The sequence below is a fragment of the Paraburkholderia sp. IW21 genome (assembly GCF_041321145.1).
GTDB lineage: Bacteria > Pseudomonadota > Gammaproteobacteria > Burkholderiales > Burkholderiaceae > Paraburkholderia.
In genome coordinates this window covers 585,294-602,938 of sequence record NZ_JBGGWA010000003.1, presented here as the reverse complement: position 1 = coordinate 602,938, position 17,645 = coordinate 585,294, and the positions used below count along the sequence as shown (strand labels likewise).

Here is a 17,645-nt window from a genome sequence, read left to right as displayed (position 1 = left end):
ATTAGAACGCGTGACGAATCCCGAACTGGAAGCCGCTCGGATTCTGTCCTCCGTTCGGATAGACCTGGAACGTCACCGGATAGGGGATAGGCACATCGTGCTGATGCGTCACGTGCGCGAAAGTCGCGTACAGGTCTGTCCGTTTCGACAAACCGTAGATGTAGCCGATCACGCCGCCGGTGGCGCTCGAAATACTCGTGTTGTTGTCGTCGTGACGATGCACCACGCTGGCATACACGCGATTGCGCCCGTCGATATTCCAGCGCGCGCCGATCTGCACATCCCAACCCTGCGAATTGAACGCGACGTACGGCGGATACGCGTAGTAGCCGTTGTAGGTGTGATAGATCACCGTCGGTTCGAAACCGCCGAACTTGTAGACGGCAGAGAAATAGTTATCGCGCGACGAGTGGATCTTCGAGGACTTGAAGATATCGCGCGTGTATTGCAATTCGCTCACGGCGCCGACGAAAATCGGGCCGTGCCGATAGTCGATACTGGTGCTCAGGAAGCGTCCCGCGCGGGTGCTGTCGCCCACGCCGGTTGTCGCCATGATCCGCCCGGTGAAGCCGTAGAAAGTCGGCGTCTTGTACTGGATCGCGTTATCCACGCGATACGACGCGTAGAAGAACTCCATGTTGTTGACCATACTGAAGTCGGCGGCCCAGCTCGGATCGGCGTAGCCCGCAATCCAGTATGAGGGCGTGAATTGCCGGCCCATCGTCACTTCACCCCAGTTGCCTTTCAGGCCCACGAACGACTGGCGGAACTGCGTCGACTGCACGCCGGTATTCGCGGAGAACATCGGCTCGACGGTGAACACCGCCTTGTTGCCGCCACCCAGATCCTCCACGCCGCTCAAGTTGAAGCGCGAGTTGTTCAGACCGCCGCTCGACATGCGGGTCACGTTTCCGCCGGCGCCGGAAGAAATCAGATGTTCGATATTCAGGTCGACATAACCCGACAACCAGACGCTCGACTGAGCGTGTGCCCCGGCGCATGCGAGCATGACGGCGCCTGACACGAGTGCCTTCTTTTTCATTCAATCTCCAATTAGGTCGTTGTTGTTTTCGTGGGGTAGAGCGTGCTGTCGTCGCGCGCGACAGCCGCGGTTACGTCCTTTTATGTCGTGTATACACAAACTGTAAAAAATTATACCCACGGCAAAATTTGGATTTCGAGCTTTATTTTTTTATACAAAACAGCGGTTTGGTTATAGCGGGTTGACCCTGATGGCATCGCGCGTCAAAACAGAGGCCGGCTTTCTTAGCCAGCGCGCACCGCGAATTCGACGGGTGTTTGTGCGAAGTGCTGGGACAGGCTCGCGAGCAGCGCGTCGCGCTGGGCGATCAATGAAGCGGGGGAGCGGCCCGCGATGTGCGGCGTGATGAGCACGTCGGGATGATCGAGCAGCGCGGGCGGCACCTCGGGTTCGTCTTCGATCACATCGAGTCCCGCCCCAGCGATCACGGCGTGAGCGAGGGCGTGGATCAACGCTTGTGTGTCGAGCACGGAGCCGCGCGAGACATTCACCACGTAGCCGTTCGGCCCCAAGGCTTGCAGCACCTCGCGATTAATCAGATGCTGCGTCGCGGCGCCCCCGTTGCAGGCGATCACGAGGAAATCACTGTGAGCGGCCAGCTCGGTGAGATCCGCGTAGTAGCGGCCCGGCGCATCGGCATGGGGCTGTCGTCCGTGATAGCCGAGCGTCATGTCGAAGCCCTGTGCACGCGCCGCGATCAGCCTGCCGATGCGGCCCATCCCGACAATGCCTAAGCGCGCGCCCGTCAGCGTGGGCCGCTCGGCGCGCGAGGCGCGCCAACGGCCGGCACGTACCGCCCCGGTAAGCGGCGCATAGCCGCGTGCGAGTGCAAGCAGCAGGCCCACGGCGTGATCGGCGACGGTGGCTGCATTCGCGCCGGGCGCATGTGTGACAACGACTCCGCGTCGCGCGGCGGCGGCTACGTCGACATTCTCGTAGCCCGCGCCGAACGCGCTGACGATCTCGAGCGCGGGCAGCAAAGCCATCTGCGCGTCGGACAAACCGGTCGAGCCGTTCGTCACCACTGCGCGCAGGTTCGCTGGATCAACGCCGGCTGGCAAGGCATCGCCCCAACCGTCGGGATGATAGTGAAGCGTGTAGTCGCGCCGCAGCGCGTCGAGGGTCGCGTCGGGCAACGCGATCAGCGCCAGCACAGGCGGGCCGCCCATGAATGGACTCATGAGCGTGGCTCCGCCGATTGCGCTGCCGGCGCCACTTCCTTCACCGCGCCTTGCCAGCCGTTTTCGGTGATGTCGAACACGGTGCCGTCGGGCATCCGGTACTTCACTTCGTAGAACACGTTCGGATCCTGTTCGTGGCGTCCCGTCAAATACGTGCCGCCCGCCGCGACCACGCGCGCCGCGGTGTCTTCGACGCTATCCACCCACATGCCGAAGTGGATCACGCCGCGCACGTCTTTCAGGCCCGCATAGCCGGGCACGGTCTCGTTCCTGAAGTTGAGGAGCGCCACGTTCATGGTGCCGTCCGTCATATAGACGCCGCGCATCGCGTTGCCCGCGCGGCGCATGCCGAATGCCTGCTCGAAGAATTGCGCGGCGGCTTCCGGATCGTCGACCGAAAGCGCGATGTGGCGGAGCTTGTCCATGGGATGTCCTTGGGTTGTGGAGGTGAATCGCCTGCGGGCGAAGGGAGGGTTGGCGTGACTGTGAATCAAGTGGGTCCGCAACTTCACCAGGTATACTACGTATAACAAATGTATACACAAAACCAAATTGATATACCAGAATGGTTCTCATATGCCGCCCGCAGCCGGTAGCGCCGAATCGCTGCGATGTATGAGGACCACCGATGCACACCTTGCAGGAACCGTTGGGCAGTCTTTCCGCCACGCTCAGGCAGCGCTTTGCGCAAATCGGGCCGGTGTGGGGGCGCGATATCAATACGCATCGCGATCTGGTGATCGACGCGTATTCGCCGTTGGTGGCGGCGGCTCGGGATGCGGGGGAGTCGTTCGAAATGGCGCGCGACGTTGCGTACGGCGGCCATGAGCGGCAGCGTCTGGATGTGTTTGCTTCTTCAGGGACGCGAGAGGCGGGCAATGCCGACGTGGTGCTGTTCGTCCACGGCGGCGCGTTCCTGCGCGGCAGCAAGAGCTTCAACGGGCTCATTTACGACAACGTGTCACGCTGGTTTGCACGGCAGGGCTGCGTTGCCCTGAACGTCGAATATCGTTTGGCGCCTGAAGCGCCATATCCCGCCGGCGCCGACGATATCGCCGCCGCCTTGGCCTGGGCGTACGCTCATGTCACGGAATTCGGCGGCAATCCGCACAGAATCTTTCTGGTCGGCCATTCGGCAGGCGGCGCGCACGTCGCCACGTATCTGTGCGATCCGCTCTTTGCCGAGTTGCGGGAAAGCGCGGCTGCCGTAACGGGCGCAGTCCTGATCAGCGCGCGCCTTGCGGCCGACGTGCTTCCCGACAACCCGAACGCAGCAGGCGTGCGCGCCTATTTCGGCACGGACGAAACGCGCTACGCCGCGCGTTCGCCGTTGACGCATGCCGCGCATGTCGACACACCGCTGATGGTGGTCGTCGCCGAATACGAGAACCCTTATCTGGATGCCTACGGCGCGGCTTTTTTCGAGCGCGTGCTGCAAGCGCGTCAACGCGCGGGCGACGCGGCGCCCAAACGCGCGCCGCGCTTCATGCAGATGCTGCGGCACAACCATACATCGGTGGTTGCGCATTTCGATTCGGGCGAGACGCTGTTAGGCGACGCGATGCTCGACTTTTTCAGCGCGTGATCGTCCACGTCTATCCGTCTAGCCCATCAGGAGAGCCCCATGTCCGTCAGCCGTCCGTCCGCATTTGCGAAGCCGCGCGTATTCGCGCCGGTCGTTACGCCATTCACCGCTCAACTGGGTGTCGATGCATCGCGTTTCGTCGCGTTCTGTCAGTGGCTGTGCGGGCAGGGTGCCGGGCTCGCGTTGTTCGGCACGAATAGCGAAGCCAACTCGCTGAGTCTTGCCGAGCGTCACGCGTTGCTGGACCAGGTGATCGAAGCCGGTATCGACCCCGCACAGATGTTGCCGGGCACCGGCGCATGCGCGCTGCCCGACGCGATTGCATTGACGCGCCACGCAACTGAAGCCGGATGCGCGGGCGCGTTGATGCTGCCGCCGTTCTTCTACAAAGGCGTCAGCGACGACGGCTTGTTCGCGTACTACTCGGAGGTGATTCAGGCGGTCGGTTCGGATCAGCTACGCGTGCTGCTGTATCACATCCCGCAGTTCACCGGCGTGCCGATCGCGCACACGCTGATCGAGCGGTTGATCGCGGCGTATCCGCAAACAGTGGTGGGCATCAAGGACAGCTCAGGCGATTGGGCCAACACCCAGGCGACGCTGGAAAAGTTTCCCGGCTTCGCGGTGTTTCCCGCTTCCGAGGCTTTGCTCGGCAAAGCGCTGCCGCTCGGCGCGGCCGGCTGCATTTCAGCGACGGCGAACATTCAGCCGCATGCGATCGTGAGCCTGCTGAATGCGGCGACGCTGGAAGAAAGGGCGGTGTGGGAAGGCAAGGTCGCGACTATTCGCCTCGCGGTGCAAGCGCAACCGATGATCCCCGCATTGAAAAGCATCGTCGCGCACTTCGCGAACGATCCCGAATGGACCCGCGTGCGCCCGCCGCTCACGCTGATGAATCCGGCGCAGTCAGGCGCGCTGTTGCAGCAGCTTCAGGCGCTGGATTTTTCGATGCCGTCGATGGCATCGCTCGCGCCGGTGGCCGCGTGAACATGCAGCGAGGGCCGGCACAGCAACGCACGCAGCATGCGCATCGCCGCGCGGCGCACAAAAACTCAGGCGTTCTCGCGCTCGACGCGCTGGCGCTTGAGCCGGCCGAGCACGACGATCGACAGCCGCGCTGTGTGGTCGCGCATGGCGTTGTAGGCGCGTTCCGGTTCGGAGTTGAGGATCGCGGAGACGATCTCGCGATGTTCGTCGGTGGCCGCTTCGAAGCGCGACGGCGAAGCTGGCTGCGCGGCGCGAAAACCCGCCAGACGCTGCCGTTGTACGGACATGATCGACGCCAGCGACTTGCTTTGCGCGCCCTTGCAGATCAGTTCGTGGAATTCGCGATTGAGCTGGAAGTACTCCGTTTCATCGCCGCGCGCGATCGCGGCGTTCATTTCGGTCTGGAGTTCTTCGAGCTGTTTCTTCTCGACGAGGCTCATGCGCTGCGCGCTCAACCGGCAGCACAGCGCTTCGAGTTCGCACATCGCCTCGAGCATGTCGGCCAGTTCGTCGATGCTGAATTTGGCGACCACCACGCCCTTGCGCGGGGTCAGCTCGACCATGCCGCGCGCGGCGAGTTCGCGCAGCGCTTCGCGGATCGGCGTGCGCGAGGCGTTGAAGCGTTCGGCGAGCGCGGCTTCTTCGAGCTTTTGGCCCGGTTCGAGCGTGCCGTCGATGATCTCGTCGCACAGCAGTCGGTAGATCTTGGAGGAGAGCGTCGTCATCGTGATGGTCGTGGGTTGAGCGAAACCGTGAGCAAGCGGCCCCATTATGCGCCAGCGGCCCCACCGCCTCAATCGCCACCGCGCATATTCGCCCTCTGCAGGCCCATGCAGTGTACGCGCGAACGTGTTCACGCCAAGATTAGTGTATACGAGAATTTCAATAAAAATACAAAAGGCGAATAAATGTATACGAAATATTGAATCCTCGACAGCAGCTAACTAACACCCTACAAACACAAAAAGCGAGGCAATACGTGATCTGGTTTGGTATCGCAACTTATGAACTGAATGGCCGCACGGCCACCGGCCTGGCGGTCGGCGACAAGCTCTACGACGCACACGCGGCGCTGAAGCAAACGGCTTCAGAGGCGCCGCTTGCCGATGTCGGCACCCTGATCGCCGGTTGGGAGGCCGGCGGCGCGGCAACCGTCGAACGGCTCGAAGCCGCGGCGCGAGCGATCGAGGCCGGCACGCTCGATGTCGCGCCGCTCGCCGGCCATAAGCTCTGTGTACCGTATCAGCCGCGGCGCATTTTCGCGGCGGCGTCGAACTATTACGAGCACGCGCAGGAGATGGGCACCGAACTGGCGCCGCGCGAGGAGAGCACGCCGTACATGTTCATGAAGGCTGAAACGAGTGTGGTGCCGACGCTCGCCAACGTGGTGATTCCGCCGCACGCGGAGCGGGTCGATTGGGAAGTGGAGCTGGCCGTGGTGATCGGCAAGACGGGCCGCCACATCGCCAAAGAAGAGGCGTACGACTATATCGCCGGCTACACGATTCTCAACGACGTCAGTGCGCGCGACCTGAATCGCCGCACCGACTATCCGTTCAAACACGACTGGTTTCGCGGTAAGAGTTTCGATACCTTTGGTCCGCTCGGCCCGTGGTTCGTGCCGCGCGCGTGTATCGCCGAGCCGCAGAATCTGCGCATGCGCCTCGCGGTGAACGGCGAAATGATGCAGGACGGCAACACGTCCGGGATGATTTTCAACATCGCCGAGCAGATCGAATATTTGTCGACGATCCTCACGCTGCAGCCTGGGGATCTGATCGCGACCGGCACGCCAACGGGTGTCGGTATGGGGCGCGGCATTTATCTGAAGGCGGGCGACGTGATGGTCGCTTCGATAGACGGGATCGGCTCGATCGAGAATCCGCTGGTCGCCGGCTGAGCGCATTCACTCACTCCACTCATAGCGGGGGAACACGACATGTTGCAGCGGATACGGCGCGCCGTGCGACGGTGGGTACATCCACAGAAGCAACAGACGGCGTTGGGCGCAGTTGCATTCGCAGCCGCGGCGCTCTTCACGAGCGCCCACGCGGCCGACGCGGTGCGCGTCAATCTGGCGTGGCTGCCGCAGGGCAGCACGGGTGGCATTCTGCTTGCGCAAGCGAAGGGCTACTACCGCGAGGCCGGACTCGACGTTAGCGTGATGCGCGGTTACGGCGGTCAGCGCACCGTCAATGAAGTGGATGAGGGCCTGTTCGAATTCGGCTACGGCGACCCGGTCAGCGTGATGCTGAACCGCGCGCACGGCGGCCACGCGGTGATGGTCGGCGCGATCAACACGCGCTGGCCGGGCGCGATGTGCTATCTCGAACGGCCCGGCTTCAAGGTGAACACACTGAAGGATCTCTCGGGGAGGACACTCGGCGGCGGTGGCGCCTCGCCGGTGCAGAACATCATGCCTGCCTGGCTCAAGCAGAACGGCATGGCGCCGGACGCGATCAAGACCGTGCGACTCGACCCGGCCGTGATCAACACGGCGCTGCTGCAAAAGCGGATCGACCTGTCCGAGTGCTGGGAAGGTGCGAGCCTGCCGGTGCAAGCGGCGTTGGCGAAGCGGGCGGGCCAGCAGCTCGGCAAGGTCTACTACCGGGATTTTGGTCTGGATATGATGGGTAACGGCATCGTCACCACGGATAGCTTCGTTGCTCGGCATCCCGACGTGGTCAAACGTTTTGTCGCCGCGACGTATCGTGGTTATGCGCTGATGCGCGCGCATCCACAGGAAGCGGCCGAGGCGATTGGCGCGCTTTATCCGGTGCTCGACAAGGCGATTCTGCTGCAGCAGATCGTCGAAACCAACGGCCTGATCGTCGACGATTCCGCGCAGCATAAAACCGGCTGGCTGCGTCCCGCTCGCATGGATGCAACCGCTGCTTTTGTGTCGCGTGCGTTCGGCACCGGCACGCGGGTGAAGCCGGCCGATCTCTATACGAATCAGTTTGTCGAATAAACCCGATTAGGCCCATTCGGGAGTGAGCGCATCTTTGAACAATGCGCTCACTCCAACCAGCCCGCGCGGCGCGTGGGCGCACGGCAACTATGTTGCATGGGATCGGAGTAGTGCTTTGCATGGGACTAGAGTAGGCGCTAAAGCGCCAACTCTAGTCGACAGCAGAAGTGCTAACTCTGGTCGACCACTTTGCAGGGGAGGAGACAGGCATGAACAGTTTGCGTCCGAAGCGGCTTGGACACATGGTGCTGATGGTGCGCGACATCAAGAAGTCCGCGCAGTTTTATACCGACGTGCTGGGCCTCAAGGTATCGGATTGGATCGGCGACCAGATGGTGTTTCTGCGCGCCGGCAGCGATCACCATGATCTCGCGCTTGCGCAGTTGCCGAAAGATTCCGCCGACTTCAACGATCTGCCGCGTTACTCGCGGCCGGGCCTCGAACACTTTTCGTATCTGATCGACAGCTACGAAGAAATGGAGCGCTCGGTGAAGGTGCTGCAGGAGCACGGCGTCGAGATTGTGCGCGGTATCGGCCGGCATGGTCCTGGCAATAACCTGTTTCTGGTCTTCAAGGACCCGGACGGCAATAACGTCGAGGTGTACTGCGAAATGACGCAAATCGGCGAACGCGACGCACACGAACCGCAGGTGTGGGAGCGCACGATCGAATCGTTCGATCAGTACCGCTTCGAGCGCTTTGTCGTGCCGCCGCCGCCGCATCTGGTCGCGCAAAAATCGGCACAAGCAGCGGCGCGGGCTGCGGCTCAAGATTCAGCGAAAGCCGATCCGTCCGATAACGAATAATTCGGAACCCTCATGAAGCGATTGATCGAAACCGTCTCGTTCTGGATCGTGATTGGCTTGATCTGGGAGTTCGGCGTGCGCTGGACGGGCACGCGCGACTATGTGCTGCCGGCGCTGTCGCAAGTGTTCGCCGCCGGTTGGGACATGCGCGGACAGTTGCTGTCCGATGCGTTCGCGACCGCCTGGGAAGTGTTCGCCGGTTTCGCACTGGCGCTCATCGGCGGCCTGGCGATCGGTTTGCTGGCGGGCATGTCGAGTATCGCGCGGCGCACGCTGTTTCCGCTCGTCACCGCGTTGCAGAGCATGCCGAAGATCGCGCTCGCGCCGTTGCTGATCGTATGGTTCGGCTACGGCTTTGCATCGAAGCTGGCAGCGGCCGTGCTGTTCGCCTTCTTCCCGATCGTGATCGCGACGATGGGCGGCCTGGCCGGCGTGCCGCGCAACCTGGATGAACATTTTCGGGCGCTCGGCGCCTCGCCGGCGAAGACCTTCTGGCACTTGCGTTTGCCCGCCGCGTTGCCCGCGTTGATCGACGGCTTGAAGATCGCGATGCCATTGGCGGTGATCGGCGCGATCGTGGGGGAGTTCATCGGTTCCGAGTCGGGGCTGGGGCATCTGATCGTGTTTGCGACGTCGAACGCGCAGACCGCGTTGTCGTTCGCGGCGATCCTGATGGTGACCGTGCTGGCGATGCTGTTTTACTGGGCCGTCGAACTGGTTTCGCGCGGCGTGTGGTGGCGAGGAGTGACGCTCTGATGGCATGGGTCGACAAGTTGCGTATCGTGCAGCGCGCCGCGGCAACCGGCGCACAGGTTCACCCCTTGCATCGCGACGAAACGGCGCCCGCGCTGATTTCCGTCGAGAAGGTCGGCAAGCGATTCGCCGCGCGGGGCGCAGCGGAGGCGTTCAGCGCGCTCGACGGGGTGTCGATGCGGATTCGCCAGGGCGAGTTCGTATCGATCCTCGGGCCGAGCGGCTGCGGCAAGAGCACGTTGCTGCGGATGGTGGCGGGCCTGGTGCCATGCGATGGCGGCCGGATTCTGCTGGGTGCCGAGCCGATTTCCGCGCCGGTGGCGGATATTGGGGTGGTGTTTCAGACGAGCAATATGCTGCCCTGGCTGACGGTCGGGGCGAATATCCGGTTAGGGGCGAAGTTGAGGAACGTGCCGCGCGCGCAGGTGGAGGAGCGGCTTCCCGCGTTACTCGAGACCTTGGGGTTGACGGCGTTTGCCGACCGGTACCCGCACGAGTTGTCCGGTGGGATGAGGCAGCGTGCCGCGATCGGGCAGATTCTGTTGCTCGGGCCGCGGGTGATGTTGATGGATGAGCCCTTTGGGGCGTTGGATGCGCTGACGCGGGACCGCTTGAATGTTGAGTTGCTGAGGATCTGGCAGCAGAGCACGCTGACTGTTTTGCTGGTTACTCACAGCATTCACGAGGCGGTGTTTTTGTCGGATCGGGTGTTGGTGATGTCTGAGCGGCCGGGGCGCATGGTCCATGACGTCAAGATCGATTTGCCGCGGCCACGGGAGCCGGATCGCGTTAAGAGTGCGCCGCGGTACGGCGAATATGTTTCGCAGCTTTCCAGGTTGATGGGCGTGTTCTAAGCCGGGCGGCTCCTGAAGGCCGTCAAACGTGTCACCCCGCCCGATTCATTGCTCACAAGGGTGCGCTTGCGTCGAGTAGGAGTTTTTTTCGTCTCACGTCGATTTACCGATTTAGATTTTTGGGGTTTCCCGTCACGTGTGGCGCTGTTCGTTATACGGGCGTAGCGCTAATCGCCTGACTCGAAGATTATTAAGTGAGTCGGTAAAAACTTATCAACAGAGGCGGCAGTGTATTTTTTGCCGACGCGTTATTGATCGGAGGATTTTCGGGCCGGGACGTGTGTGGGAGCGTTATGAGGCTATTTGCCACATAGTGTGGGCGACTCCGGGGCAGCGAGCGGCAGCGAGCCGGCGTGAGATTGCTTGTGCGCGGACTCGCAATCGTTTGCAGGTCGACTTAATGAAAGTCTGCTTTCGATATTTACCTTTCATATTCCGCTGCTGACCGAAGCGATCTTGAGTGGGTTGCATTTGGTGTGCTATCTTCTTGCGCTCACATCGCAAAAAAACAAAAGTCGGTTCCGCATTCCGGCGCAACGGTGGATTTGCGTTGCGTAAATAATGCCAACGGACCGGCTCAAAAATCAGCCAGCGGAAGATTTTTCCATTTGGAAAATAACACCGCTCGCCTTCAAAACGGGAACAGATTTTGGCCATGAAGAAGCGGACCCGGGCATGCGCCGGCGAGAACGCTTGCGCGGTTGCCGAGCGGGCGGGCGGGCAGTTTTTCACGCGGACTTTGATCGCGATACTGCTGGGCACGGTCGGCGTCACACCGCTCGTGACGCGAGCCCAAGCTGCCCCGTTGCAGTCCGCGGCTACCGCCGGCAGCGCAACGGTGGCTCAGCCCAACCTGGCTTTTTTCTACGCGGCCAATCCCCCGGTAGGCCTATTGCAGGCGTTCGATGCCGTCGTGATCGACCCCGCTACGGGATTCGATCCGCTCGCGCATCCGTTGCGTCACACCACGTGGATCGCGCGTACCACCGGTGCCGAGTCTGCTCAATCCATCGACGCCTTCATTACCAACCAGATCGAACCGCTGTGGCAGCGCGGTTATCGTGGTTTCCTGCTCGATACGCCTGCCGCCATCGCGGCTGCCGAGCGCATTCATGCCGCGCATCCGGATGCACGCCTCGTCGCGGGCGGCGCGGACGTCCTGCGTGTCGCGCTGCCGTATGCCAAGTCGCTCTACGCGGTGCAGGGCGAATCGCTGGTTCGCGGCCTCGACGAAAACGGCCGGCCCGTCGAGATCGCCGAGTCGTTGCGTGCGCAACGGATTGCGGCGGCTCGCGCGTTCACCCGGCAGACGGGCGTCGCGGTGGTGTCGGTGGAGTTTTGCGCGCGCGGCGACCGGCAGTGCGCCCGCGAGACCGCGGCGCAAGTCGTGGCGGCCGGCATGCTGCCGTACGTCACGAGCACGGCGCGCGACGTGGTCGGCATCGGCAAGATCGAAGTGGTGCCGCGCACGATTCTGGTCGTGCAGGACCGCGACACCAAAGACCCGCTCGACTCGAGTGTCGGCGTGCGCGATCTGGCAACGCCGCTCAATTACATGGGCTACGACGTCCAGTACGCCGACTTCTCGTCGGGTTTGCCGGACGACATCACGCCTGATCGCTACGCGGGCGTGGTGGCGTGGATCCAAGGCGGCGCGGTGCCCGATCCCGAAACCTGGCAGCGCTGGGTCGCAGCCCGGATGGCGGATCACATTCCCGTTGCGTTCCTCGGCCAATTCGGTTTCGACGCGGCCGCGTCGGCCGGTGCGGCGCTCGATCTGGAAGCCGTGTCCGGCAAGCTTGCGGCGCCGGTGACAGTGGTCAGGAGTGATCCGCTAATTGGTTTTGAAATCAGTTTGAAGCCCGAGCCGGGCGATCTGCAGGGCGTACGCATTGGCTCGCACAGCCAGAGTTTGCTGCGCGTATCGGCCAACGGCGTGCTGCTCGATCAGGTCGCGCTCACGCCGTGGGGCGGCTACGCGCTCACCCCGTACACCGCGGCGTCCCTCGACAGCATCGAGCAGCAGCGCTGGGCGATCCAGCCGATCGCTTTCATGAAAGCGGCGCTTCGTCTGCAGGACCTCCCTTCGCCGAGTGTCACGACTGAAAACGGCCGGCGTCTATTGATGTCGCACGTGGACGGAGACGGCTTCGCGTCGCGCACCGAATTCCCTGGGCCCGACTATTCCGGCGAAGCGCTGTACCAGCATATTTTTACCCGCTACCCCGTGCCGATGACGCTGTCGGTGATCGAAGGGGAAGTCGGGCCGAAGGGCCTGTATCCGAAGATCTCGCCGCGCCTCGAAGAGATCGCCCGCAAGATGTTCGCGCTGCCGTACGTCGAGATCGGCACGCACACCTATTCGCATCCGTTCCAGTGGGAGCAGGTGGACAGCAGGACCGGCAAACAGGTGGACCGTGGAGGCGGCGACGCGGCGTTCTCGCTGAACATTCCAGGTTATCACTTCAACATCGACCGTGAGATCACCGGCTCGATCGACTACATCAACACGCGTCTCGCGCCGCCCGGCAAGAAGACCGTGCTGCTGCAATGGTCCGGCGATTGCCAGCCGCCCGCGTTCGTCGTGCGCAAGGTATACGAGGCCGGCGTCTACAACTTCAATGGCGGCGATACCGTCATCACCAAATCGGCCAATAGCTGGACCAATATCGCGCCGATCGGCGTCGACAAAGGCCCAGGCGCCTATCAGGTCTACGCGCCGAACCAGGACGAGAATGTCTACACGAACGACTGGCAAGGCCCGTTCTATGGTTTCACGCGCGTGCTCGAAACTTATGCGATGACCGACCGGCCGCTGCGTTTCAAGCCCATCGACATCTACTACCACATGTACAGCGGCACCAAGATCGCGTCGCTGCGTGCGCTCGAACAGATCTTCACGACAGTGCTGAAACAGCCGGTGTTGCCGGTGTACGTGAGCGAGTACATTCGCAAGGTACTCGACTGGCGCACGTTTGCCGTGGCGAAGGAAGTGGGTCCGAATGCGAACGAGTGGCTCGTGCGCGGCAACGGCGAAGTGCGCGAACTGCACTGGCCGGTCGCCGCCACACCGTCGCTAGACCGGGCCTCGGGCGTGACCGGTTTTGCCTCCGGTCCGGACGGCATCTATATCCATATCGACGACGGCAACGCGCGCTTTGCGATCGGCGGCGCGGCAACGGTGCCGTATATCGAAGAAGCCAATGGTTTCGTGCGCAACTTCAGGCGCACGCCGAATGGCATGCGATTCGAGTTTGCCGGGCACTACCAGCCGTTCGTCAAGCTGGCGAATGCGCAGTCGTGCAAGGTGAGCGTCGACAATCAACCGGTTGCCACGCATCGTGATGGCGAATTCCTGCGTTTCGATACGGCGGCGACGGTCGGCCAGAAATTGAACTACGTGTCAGTCGAGGCGACCTGTGGTCGGTAATCGTCCCCGTATTGCGCCCACCTGGCTTGTCCTGCTGCTCGCGGGCGTCGTGCTGGTCACGCTTTACCTCGTGCATCCACGCGGTGGCTTGCGTACCCGCATGACGTTGACCGATGCGCCGAGCGCTCTCAGCATCGCCTATCTCGAAGCATGGCTGCGTGTACAGCCCAACAACACGGAATTCCTTTCGGTCCTCGGTACCCAGTACGTGCGTCTGGGACGCGACGAGGATGCACGCCGCATCGCTACGCGCATGGCGGCGATTCCCAGCGATGCCATGCATCGCGCGGCGCTGTTGCTGCGTCTGACGGTCGATACGCGCGAGGCTTTTGCGCTGCCCGCTAACAGCCCCGGCCGCGACGCGGCGCTGGCGCGTTTGCGCGTGCAACTGGCGAGTGCGTCTTCGCTGACGTGGTCGAACGCCGACCTGCAAATGCTGGCTGCGGCGGCCATCTCGGTCAATGCGCAACAGCTCGCCGCGCAACTGTATGCGCGCCTGGCCATCCAGGACGTGGCGCAGCAAGCGCGCTGGGACCGCGAAGTGGTGCGTTTTGCGATGTATGCAGGCGACTATCGCGGCGCGGCGAACGGCTGGTTCCGCCTGCAGGCGAGCGCGACCACGTTCGAGGCGCAGCGCCGCTATTTCATCGAGGGCATTCGGGCGTTGCAATCGGGTAATTTGCTCGACGACGCGCTCGCCGCCGCCGACGAACACGGCGCCGCGTTCGCCCACGATCACGAGACGCTCATCGTGCTGCTGAACCTGGCGCGCGCGGCGCATCGTCCGGATCGTGTGGATCGTTACGCCAAGGCGCTGGCCGGCTACGCGCAGGCCCAGCCCGACGATGCCGGCGCGCTGCGGCTGGTCGACTTCATCCGCCAACACGCGCCTCGCGATGAGGCGCAAGGGCAATACGCCTATATGGACGGCCCGCAGGCCGGATTTCGCATGGCCATGCGGGTTCGCACGCACGGTTGGGGCGATGCGCATCTCGTGCGGGTCGCTGCGTCCGCGAAGGTCGCAGGGGCCGTGCTTGCTGGGTCGGCACCGGCATCGAGCTCCGCCGCGGCTTCGGCCGTAGCGCCGGCAGCGGCGTCGAATACGGCATCGACCACCTCGGCCGCCGCGGCGAACGACGTCCCCGGCTTGCTGTATCAGTCGTTCCTCGAATCGAACGATCTGCCGAACGCGCAGCGAGTAGCCGCCGAACAGGTCGAAAAGAATCCGCGCTCCCCGGTCTGGACCAGGCGCCTCGCTCAGGTCGCCGAATGGAACCACGCGCCACCGCTCGCGCTGCAGATGTGGCTCGCCTACGCGCAGGCCACGCACGATCCGGAAGGTTGGAAAAACGTGATGCGCCTCGCGCCGATGCTGAACGACGACAATGCCTATCTGGCAGCGTTGATCCAGGCGTCGAACGCGGCACCCGCTGATCTCAAACTTATCGATTCGGTGGTCGCGGCCTATGAACGTCTCGGTCGGCCAGACGATGCGCTGGCATTCCTGCGCGGGCGCCAGCTCGATTCGCAGGCCGAAGCAATCGATTCCCGTCTGGCTTTGCTCGCCCAGCGGGCCGGGCATGACGACCAGGCGCTGGCCTACAACCGCAAGCTGAACCAGCTGTATCCGGCGAATACGCAATACGCACTGCGCACGGCAAGCATTCTGTATCGCCACGGCGACTACGAGGGCGCGCTCGCCACGCTGCTCACCGCGCGCAACGGCGCGAAGGACAGCGACGTGCTGTTCTGGCGCAATGTCGCGCAACTCGCGCGTCTTCTGCAACGCGACGACATCGCCAACGATGCCTACAAGTATCTGCTCGCGAGCGGCGAGGCGACGCCCGAAGACCTGAGCGCGATGACGTATTTCTATGACCCGTATCCCGCCGACGCGGGCCGCACGGCGGAATTGCAGTTTCGCCGTGATCAGTCGCAACGCGCGCTTCAGAGTGCCATTCACTATTACACGGATGCCGAGGAGTACGATCGCGTCACCGCTTTGCTGCAAAGCCTGATGCCGGAGCAACTGAGCGCCTCCGAACAGGACCCGGGCTTTCTGCAGGTGCGGGCCGAGTACTATCGTCAGATCGAGCGTCCGCTCGACGCGCTGCGCGACCAGCAAATCGCGGCGAGATTGCCTCACGCATCGCTCGATCTGCGTGCCGCGCTGTTGTGGACACTGGTCGACTACGGCACAGAGGCGCAACTCCGCGCCGCGGTGGCCGAGTGGCGCGATGCGCTTGCTCAGGCGCCGGCATTGTGGGGGCCGCTGGCGGCCGCCGAGATGCGTCTGAACCGGCCGCAGGCCGCGCTGAAATATCTGCGTTTGCAGTCGGCCTCGATGTCGCGCGATCCGCTTTGGCAGCTTGCCTACGCCGACGCGCAGGAGATGGCTGGCCGCAGCGATCTCGGCTGGTCGATCCGGCGCAATGTCTGGCGCCAGATGCAGCAGGAGGAGGCCGCCATCCGCGACAAGACGCCGCAAGGCCAGGCGCTGCTTCGCACGCGTGCTTCGCAGGACAGAGAAGCGCGTGAACAGATGCTCGGCCGCCGCGTCACGCTCGCGTCGATCTTCGAAAACGCGGACGTGTCGAAAGCTTTCCTGATCGATCTGCTCGCCGGCGACGCCGGTCGCAAGGACAACGCCGAGGTGCGCCGCACATTGCTCGGCGACGTGGCGGGTCTGCCGCCCGCGCAACCGGCTCAGGCGGAGCACGTGAAAGCCGCTGCAACGCCGCAGGCGCAGGCGCGTTTGACGTCCTCGGTGGCGAAGGATGTGGCGCTCGCATGGGCGATGTCGCACGAAGCGAATCCGATGGCGAAGCGTTGGCTGGCGCGCCAGTACGCGTCCGTTCTCGCCCAGCCTTCGGAGCAGCTGATTGCGCTTGCGCTCGCCGACAACGACAAGCCCGCGATGGAGCGTCTGCTCGATCAGCAAGGGGCCCGCTTGCCGCTCTACAGCCGGATCGATGCATCGATCGCGGTCGATCGTCCGGGTGCCGCGGAAAACCTCGCGTTTCAGGGGCTCGAAGGCGCACCCTACGATTCGGAACTGCATAGCCGCTTGCAACAGACCGCGTTGACGTGGCCGCAATCGCTCGACGCGACAGTGACCAGCTACGTCGAACATCCGCTCGATTACATCGAGCAGACGGTGGCGGGCAGCATCAAGGTCGCCGATCTGTATATGGTCGGCGTGACCGGCATGCAACGCTTTCAGCATTCCACGGATTCCGCGCAGTTGACCAACGTGCCGTCGGTAGACCGCTCGGTGGACTTTTTCGCGCGGCGCCAAACTTACGATTCGGCCTTCATGGTGACCGCGGGGCGCCGCGAAGCGCTCGACAGTTTTTACAGCGTGTCGGTGGGCGCCGAGTGGGGCAGGAATTCGCCGTTGTCCGTGGCGCTCAAGGCGGGCCGCAACCAGACGGCGCTCGAATCGCAGGCCCTGCAGGTGGGCGGAGTGAAGGACAACGTCGTCGGCACGGTGACGTACCGGGTCACGCAGCAACTGTATGCGACGGGTACCGTCGAAGCGGATCGCTTCTATAGCCAGGCACGTCACTATCTGGGCAGCGGCGTGTTGTCGAGCGGCGAGCTCGGATACCGGATTCGAACCGGCTACCCCGACTACACCGTGCGGCTGATCGGCGTGCATGGCGACTACAGCGCGACGGGCGAGGCCGATGGCCTGATCTCGCGGCTGATTCCGGTGAGCGCCGGTCCGGTCGGCGCATCCACGTTCGTGCCGCAGACGTATTCGCAATACGGGCTTTTCTTCGGTTTCGGCAACGATCTGATCGACCAGTACACGCGTGCGTGGCAGCCGTTCCTCGACGTCGGCGTGCTGCACGACTCGTTTCAGGGTTGGGGGCCGGAAGTCAGCCTGGGCCTCGCGGGCACCGTGTTCGGCGGCGATCACGCGGCACTGTTTTTCTCGCGTCAGCGCGTGTCGCGTCTCGGCACGCCGGTGACCCAGATCGGCGCGCGTTATAGCTGGTTTTACTGAATCGGATTTCGAATCCATCCAAGG

Annotated in this window: 13 protein-coding genes; 9 read left to right on the top strand and 4 right to left on the bottom strand. The window is 63.1% G+C overall.

What is annotated here, in order from left to right:
* Nucleotide 1: 1 nt before the first annotated feature.
* The 3 genes from ACAX43_RS09890 to ACAX43_RS09880 form a co-directional block, all read right to left on the bottom strand.
* Nucleotides 2-1,042: a porin gene (locus ACAX43_RS09890; RefSeq protein ID WP_370708196.1), complete on the bottom strand. Its 1,041-nt coding sequence runs from the start codon at nt 1,040-1,042 to the stop codon at nt 2-4.
* A gap of 224 nt (nt 1,043-1,266) precedes the next feature.
* Complete coding sequence (locus ACAX43_RS09885; protein WP_370708195.1) at nt 1,267-2,223, bottom strand: 2-hydroxyacid dehydrogenase; 957 nt, start codon at nt 2,221-2,223, stop codon at nt 1,267-1,269.
* The gene (locus ACAX43_RS09880) at nt 2,220-2,648 is read right to left on the bottom strand and encodes a VOC family protein (protein ID WP_370708194.1); all 429 of its coding nucleotides are present in this window, start codon (nt 2,646-2,648) and stop codon (nt 2,220-2,222) included. The genes ACAX43_RS09885 and ACAX43_RS09880 overlap by 4 nt, the downstream gene beginning before the upstream one ends.
* 203 nt (nt 2,649-2,851) lie before the next feature.
* Here ACAX43_RS09880 and ACAX43_RS09875 point away from each other — a divergent pair, with 203 nt between their 5' ends.
* Complete coding sequence (locus tag ACAX43_RS09875; protein ID WP_370708193.1) at nt 2,852-3,808, top strand: alpha/beta hydrolase; 957 nt, start codon at nt 2,852-2,854, stop codon at nt 3,806-3,808.
* A gap of 39 nt (nt 3,809-3,847) precedes the next feature.
* On the top strand, nt 3,848-4,795 hold the full coding sequence (locus ACAX43_RS09870; RefSeq protein WP_370708192.1) for a dihydrodipicolinate synthase family protein: 948 nt from the start codon (nt 3,848-3,850) through the stop codon (nt 4,793-4,795).
* Nucleotides 4,796-4,860: 65 nt separating this feature from the next.
* Here ACAX43_RS09870 and ACAX43_RS09865 read toward each other — a convergent pair whose 3' ends face one another.
* Entirely contained in the window at nt 4,861-5,520 is a 660-nt protein-coding gene (locus ACAX43_RS09865) for a GntR family transcriptional regulator (RefSeq protein ID WP_370708191.1), read from the bottom strand.
* Nucleotides 5,521-5,774: 254 nt separating this feature from the next.
* Here ACAX43_RS09865 and ACAX43_RS09860 point away from each other — a divergent pair, with 254 nt between their 5' ends.
* The 7 genes from ACAX43_RS09860 to ACAX43_RS09830 all read left to right on the top strand — a co-directional run bounded on the left by ACAX43_RS09860 (nt 5,775) and on the right by ACAX43_RS09830 (nt 17,621).
* Nucleotides 5,775-6,695 carry a fumarylacetoacetate hydrolase family protein gene (locus tag ACAX43_RS09860; RefSeq protein ID WP_370708190.1) on the top strand — a complete coding sequence of 307 codons (921 nt, stop codon included), beginning with the start codon at nt 5,775-5,777 and terminating at the stop codon, nt 6,693-6,695.
* Nucleotides 6,696-6,758: 63 nt separating this feature from the next.
* Nucleotides 6,759-7,766: an ABC transporter substrate-binding protein gene (locus ACAX43_RS09855; protein ID WP_370708189.1), complete on the top strand. Its 1,008-nt coding sequence runs from the start codon at nt 6,759-6,761 to the stop codon at nt 7,764-7,766.
* Nucleotides 7,767-7,975: 209 nt separating this feature from the next.
* A complete protein-coding gene (locus tag ACAX43_RS09850; RefSeq protein ID WP_370708188.1) occupies nt 7,976-8,572 on the top strand; it encodes a VOC family protein in 597 nt (198 codons plus the stop codon).
* 12 nt (nt 8,573-8,584) lie between these two features.
* A complete protein-coding gene (locus ACAX43_RS09845; protein ID WP_370708187.1) occupies nt 8,585-9,328 on the top strand; it encodes an ABC transporter permease in 744 nt (247 codons plus the stop codon).
* Complete coding sequence (locus ACAX43_RS09840) at nt 9,328-10,179, top strand: ABC transporter ATP-binding protein (protein WP_370708186.1); 852 nt, start codon at nt 9,328-9,330, stop codon at nt 10,177-10,179. The genes ACAX43_RS09845 and ACAX43_RS09840 overlap by 1 nt, the downstream gene beginning before the upstream one ends.
* A gap of 655 nt (nt 10,180-10,834) precedes the next feature.
* On the top strand, nt 10,835-13,609 hold the full coding sequence (locus ACAX43_RS09835) for a sugar ABC transporter (RefSeq protein WP_370708185.1): 2,775 nt from the start codon (nt 10,835-10,837) through the stop codon (nt 13,607-13,609).
* Entirely contained in the window at nt 13,599-17,621 is a 4,023-nt protein-coding gene (locus ACAX43_RS09830; protein WP_370708184.1) for a tetratricopeptide repeat protein, read from the top strand. The genes ACAX43_RS09835 and ACAX43_RS09830 overlap by 11 nt, the downstream gene beginning before the upstream one ends.
* The last annotated feature ends 24 nt before the right edge of the window (nt 17,622-17,645 follow it).

Bases quoted from the DNA above. Each gene is read 5' to 3' on its own strand.
- ACAX43_RS09875 (WP_370708193.1), top strand. From the start codon at position 2,852: ATGCACACCTTGCAGGAACCGTTGGGCAGTCTTTCCGCCACGCTCAGG.
- ACAX43_RS09890 (WP_370708196.1), bottom strand. From the start codon at position 1,042: ATGAAAAAGAAGGCACTCGTGTCAGGCGCCGTCATGCTCGCATGCGCC.
- ACAX43_RS09880 (WP_370708194.1), bottom strand. From the start codon at position 2,648: ATGGACAAGCTCCGCCACATCGCGCTTTCGGTCGACGATCCGGAAGCC.
- ACAX43_RS09885 (WP_370708195.1), bottom strand. From the start codon at position 2,223: ATGAGTCCATTCATGGGCGGCCCGCCTGTGCTGGCGCTGATCGCGTTG.
- ACAX43_RS09835 (WP_370708185.1), top strand. From the start codon at position 10,835: ATGAAGAAGCGGACCCGGGCATGCGCCGGCGAGAACGCTTGCGCGGTT.
- ACAX43_RS09850 (WP_370708188.1), top strand. From the start codon at position 7,976: ATGAACAGTTTGCGTCCGAAGCGGCTTGGACACATGGTGCTGATGGTG.
- ACAX43_RS09865 (WP_370708191.1), bottom strand. From the start codon at position 5,520: ATGACGACGCTCTCCTCCAAGATCTACCGACTGCTGTGCGACGAGATC.
- ACAX43_RS09845 (WP_370708187.1), top strand. From the start codon at position 8,585: ATGAAGCGATTGATCGAAACCGTCTCGTTCTGGATCGTGATTGGCTTG.
- ACAX43_RS09870 (WP_370708192.1), top strand. From the start codon at position 3,848: ATGTCCGTCAGCCGTCCGTCCGCATTTGCGAAGCCGCGCGTATTCGCG.
- ACAX43_RS09840 (WP_370708186.1), top strand. From the start codon at position 9,328: ATGGCATGGGTCGACAAGTTGCGTATCGTGCAGCGCGCCGCGGCAACC.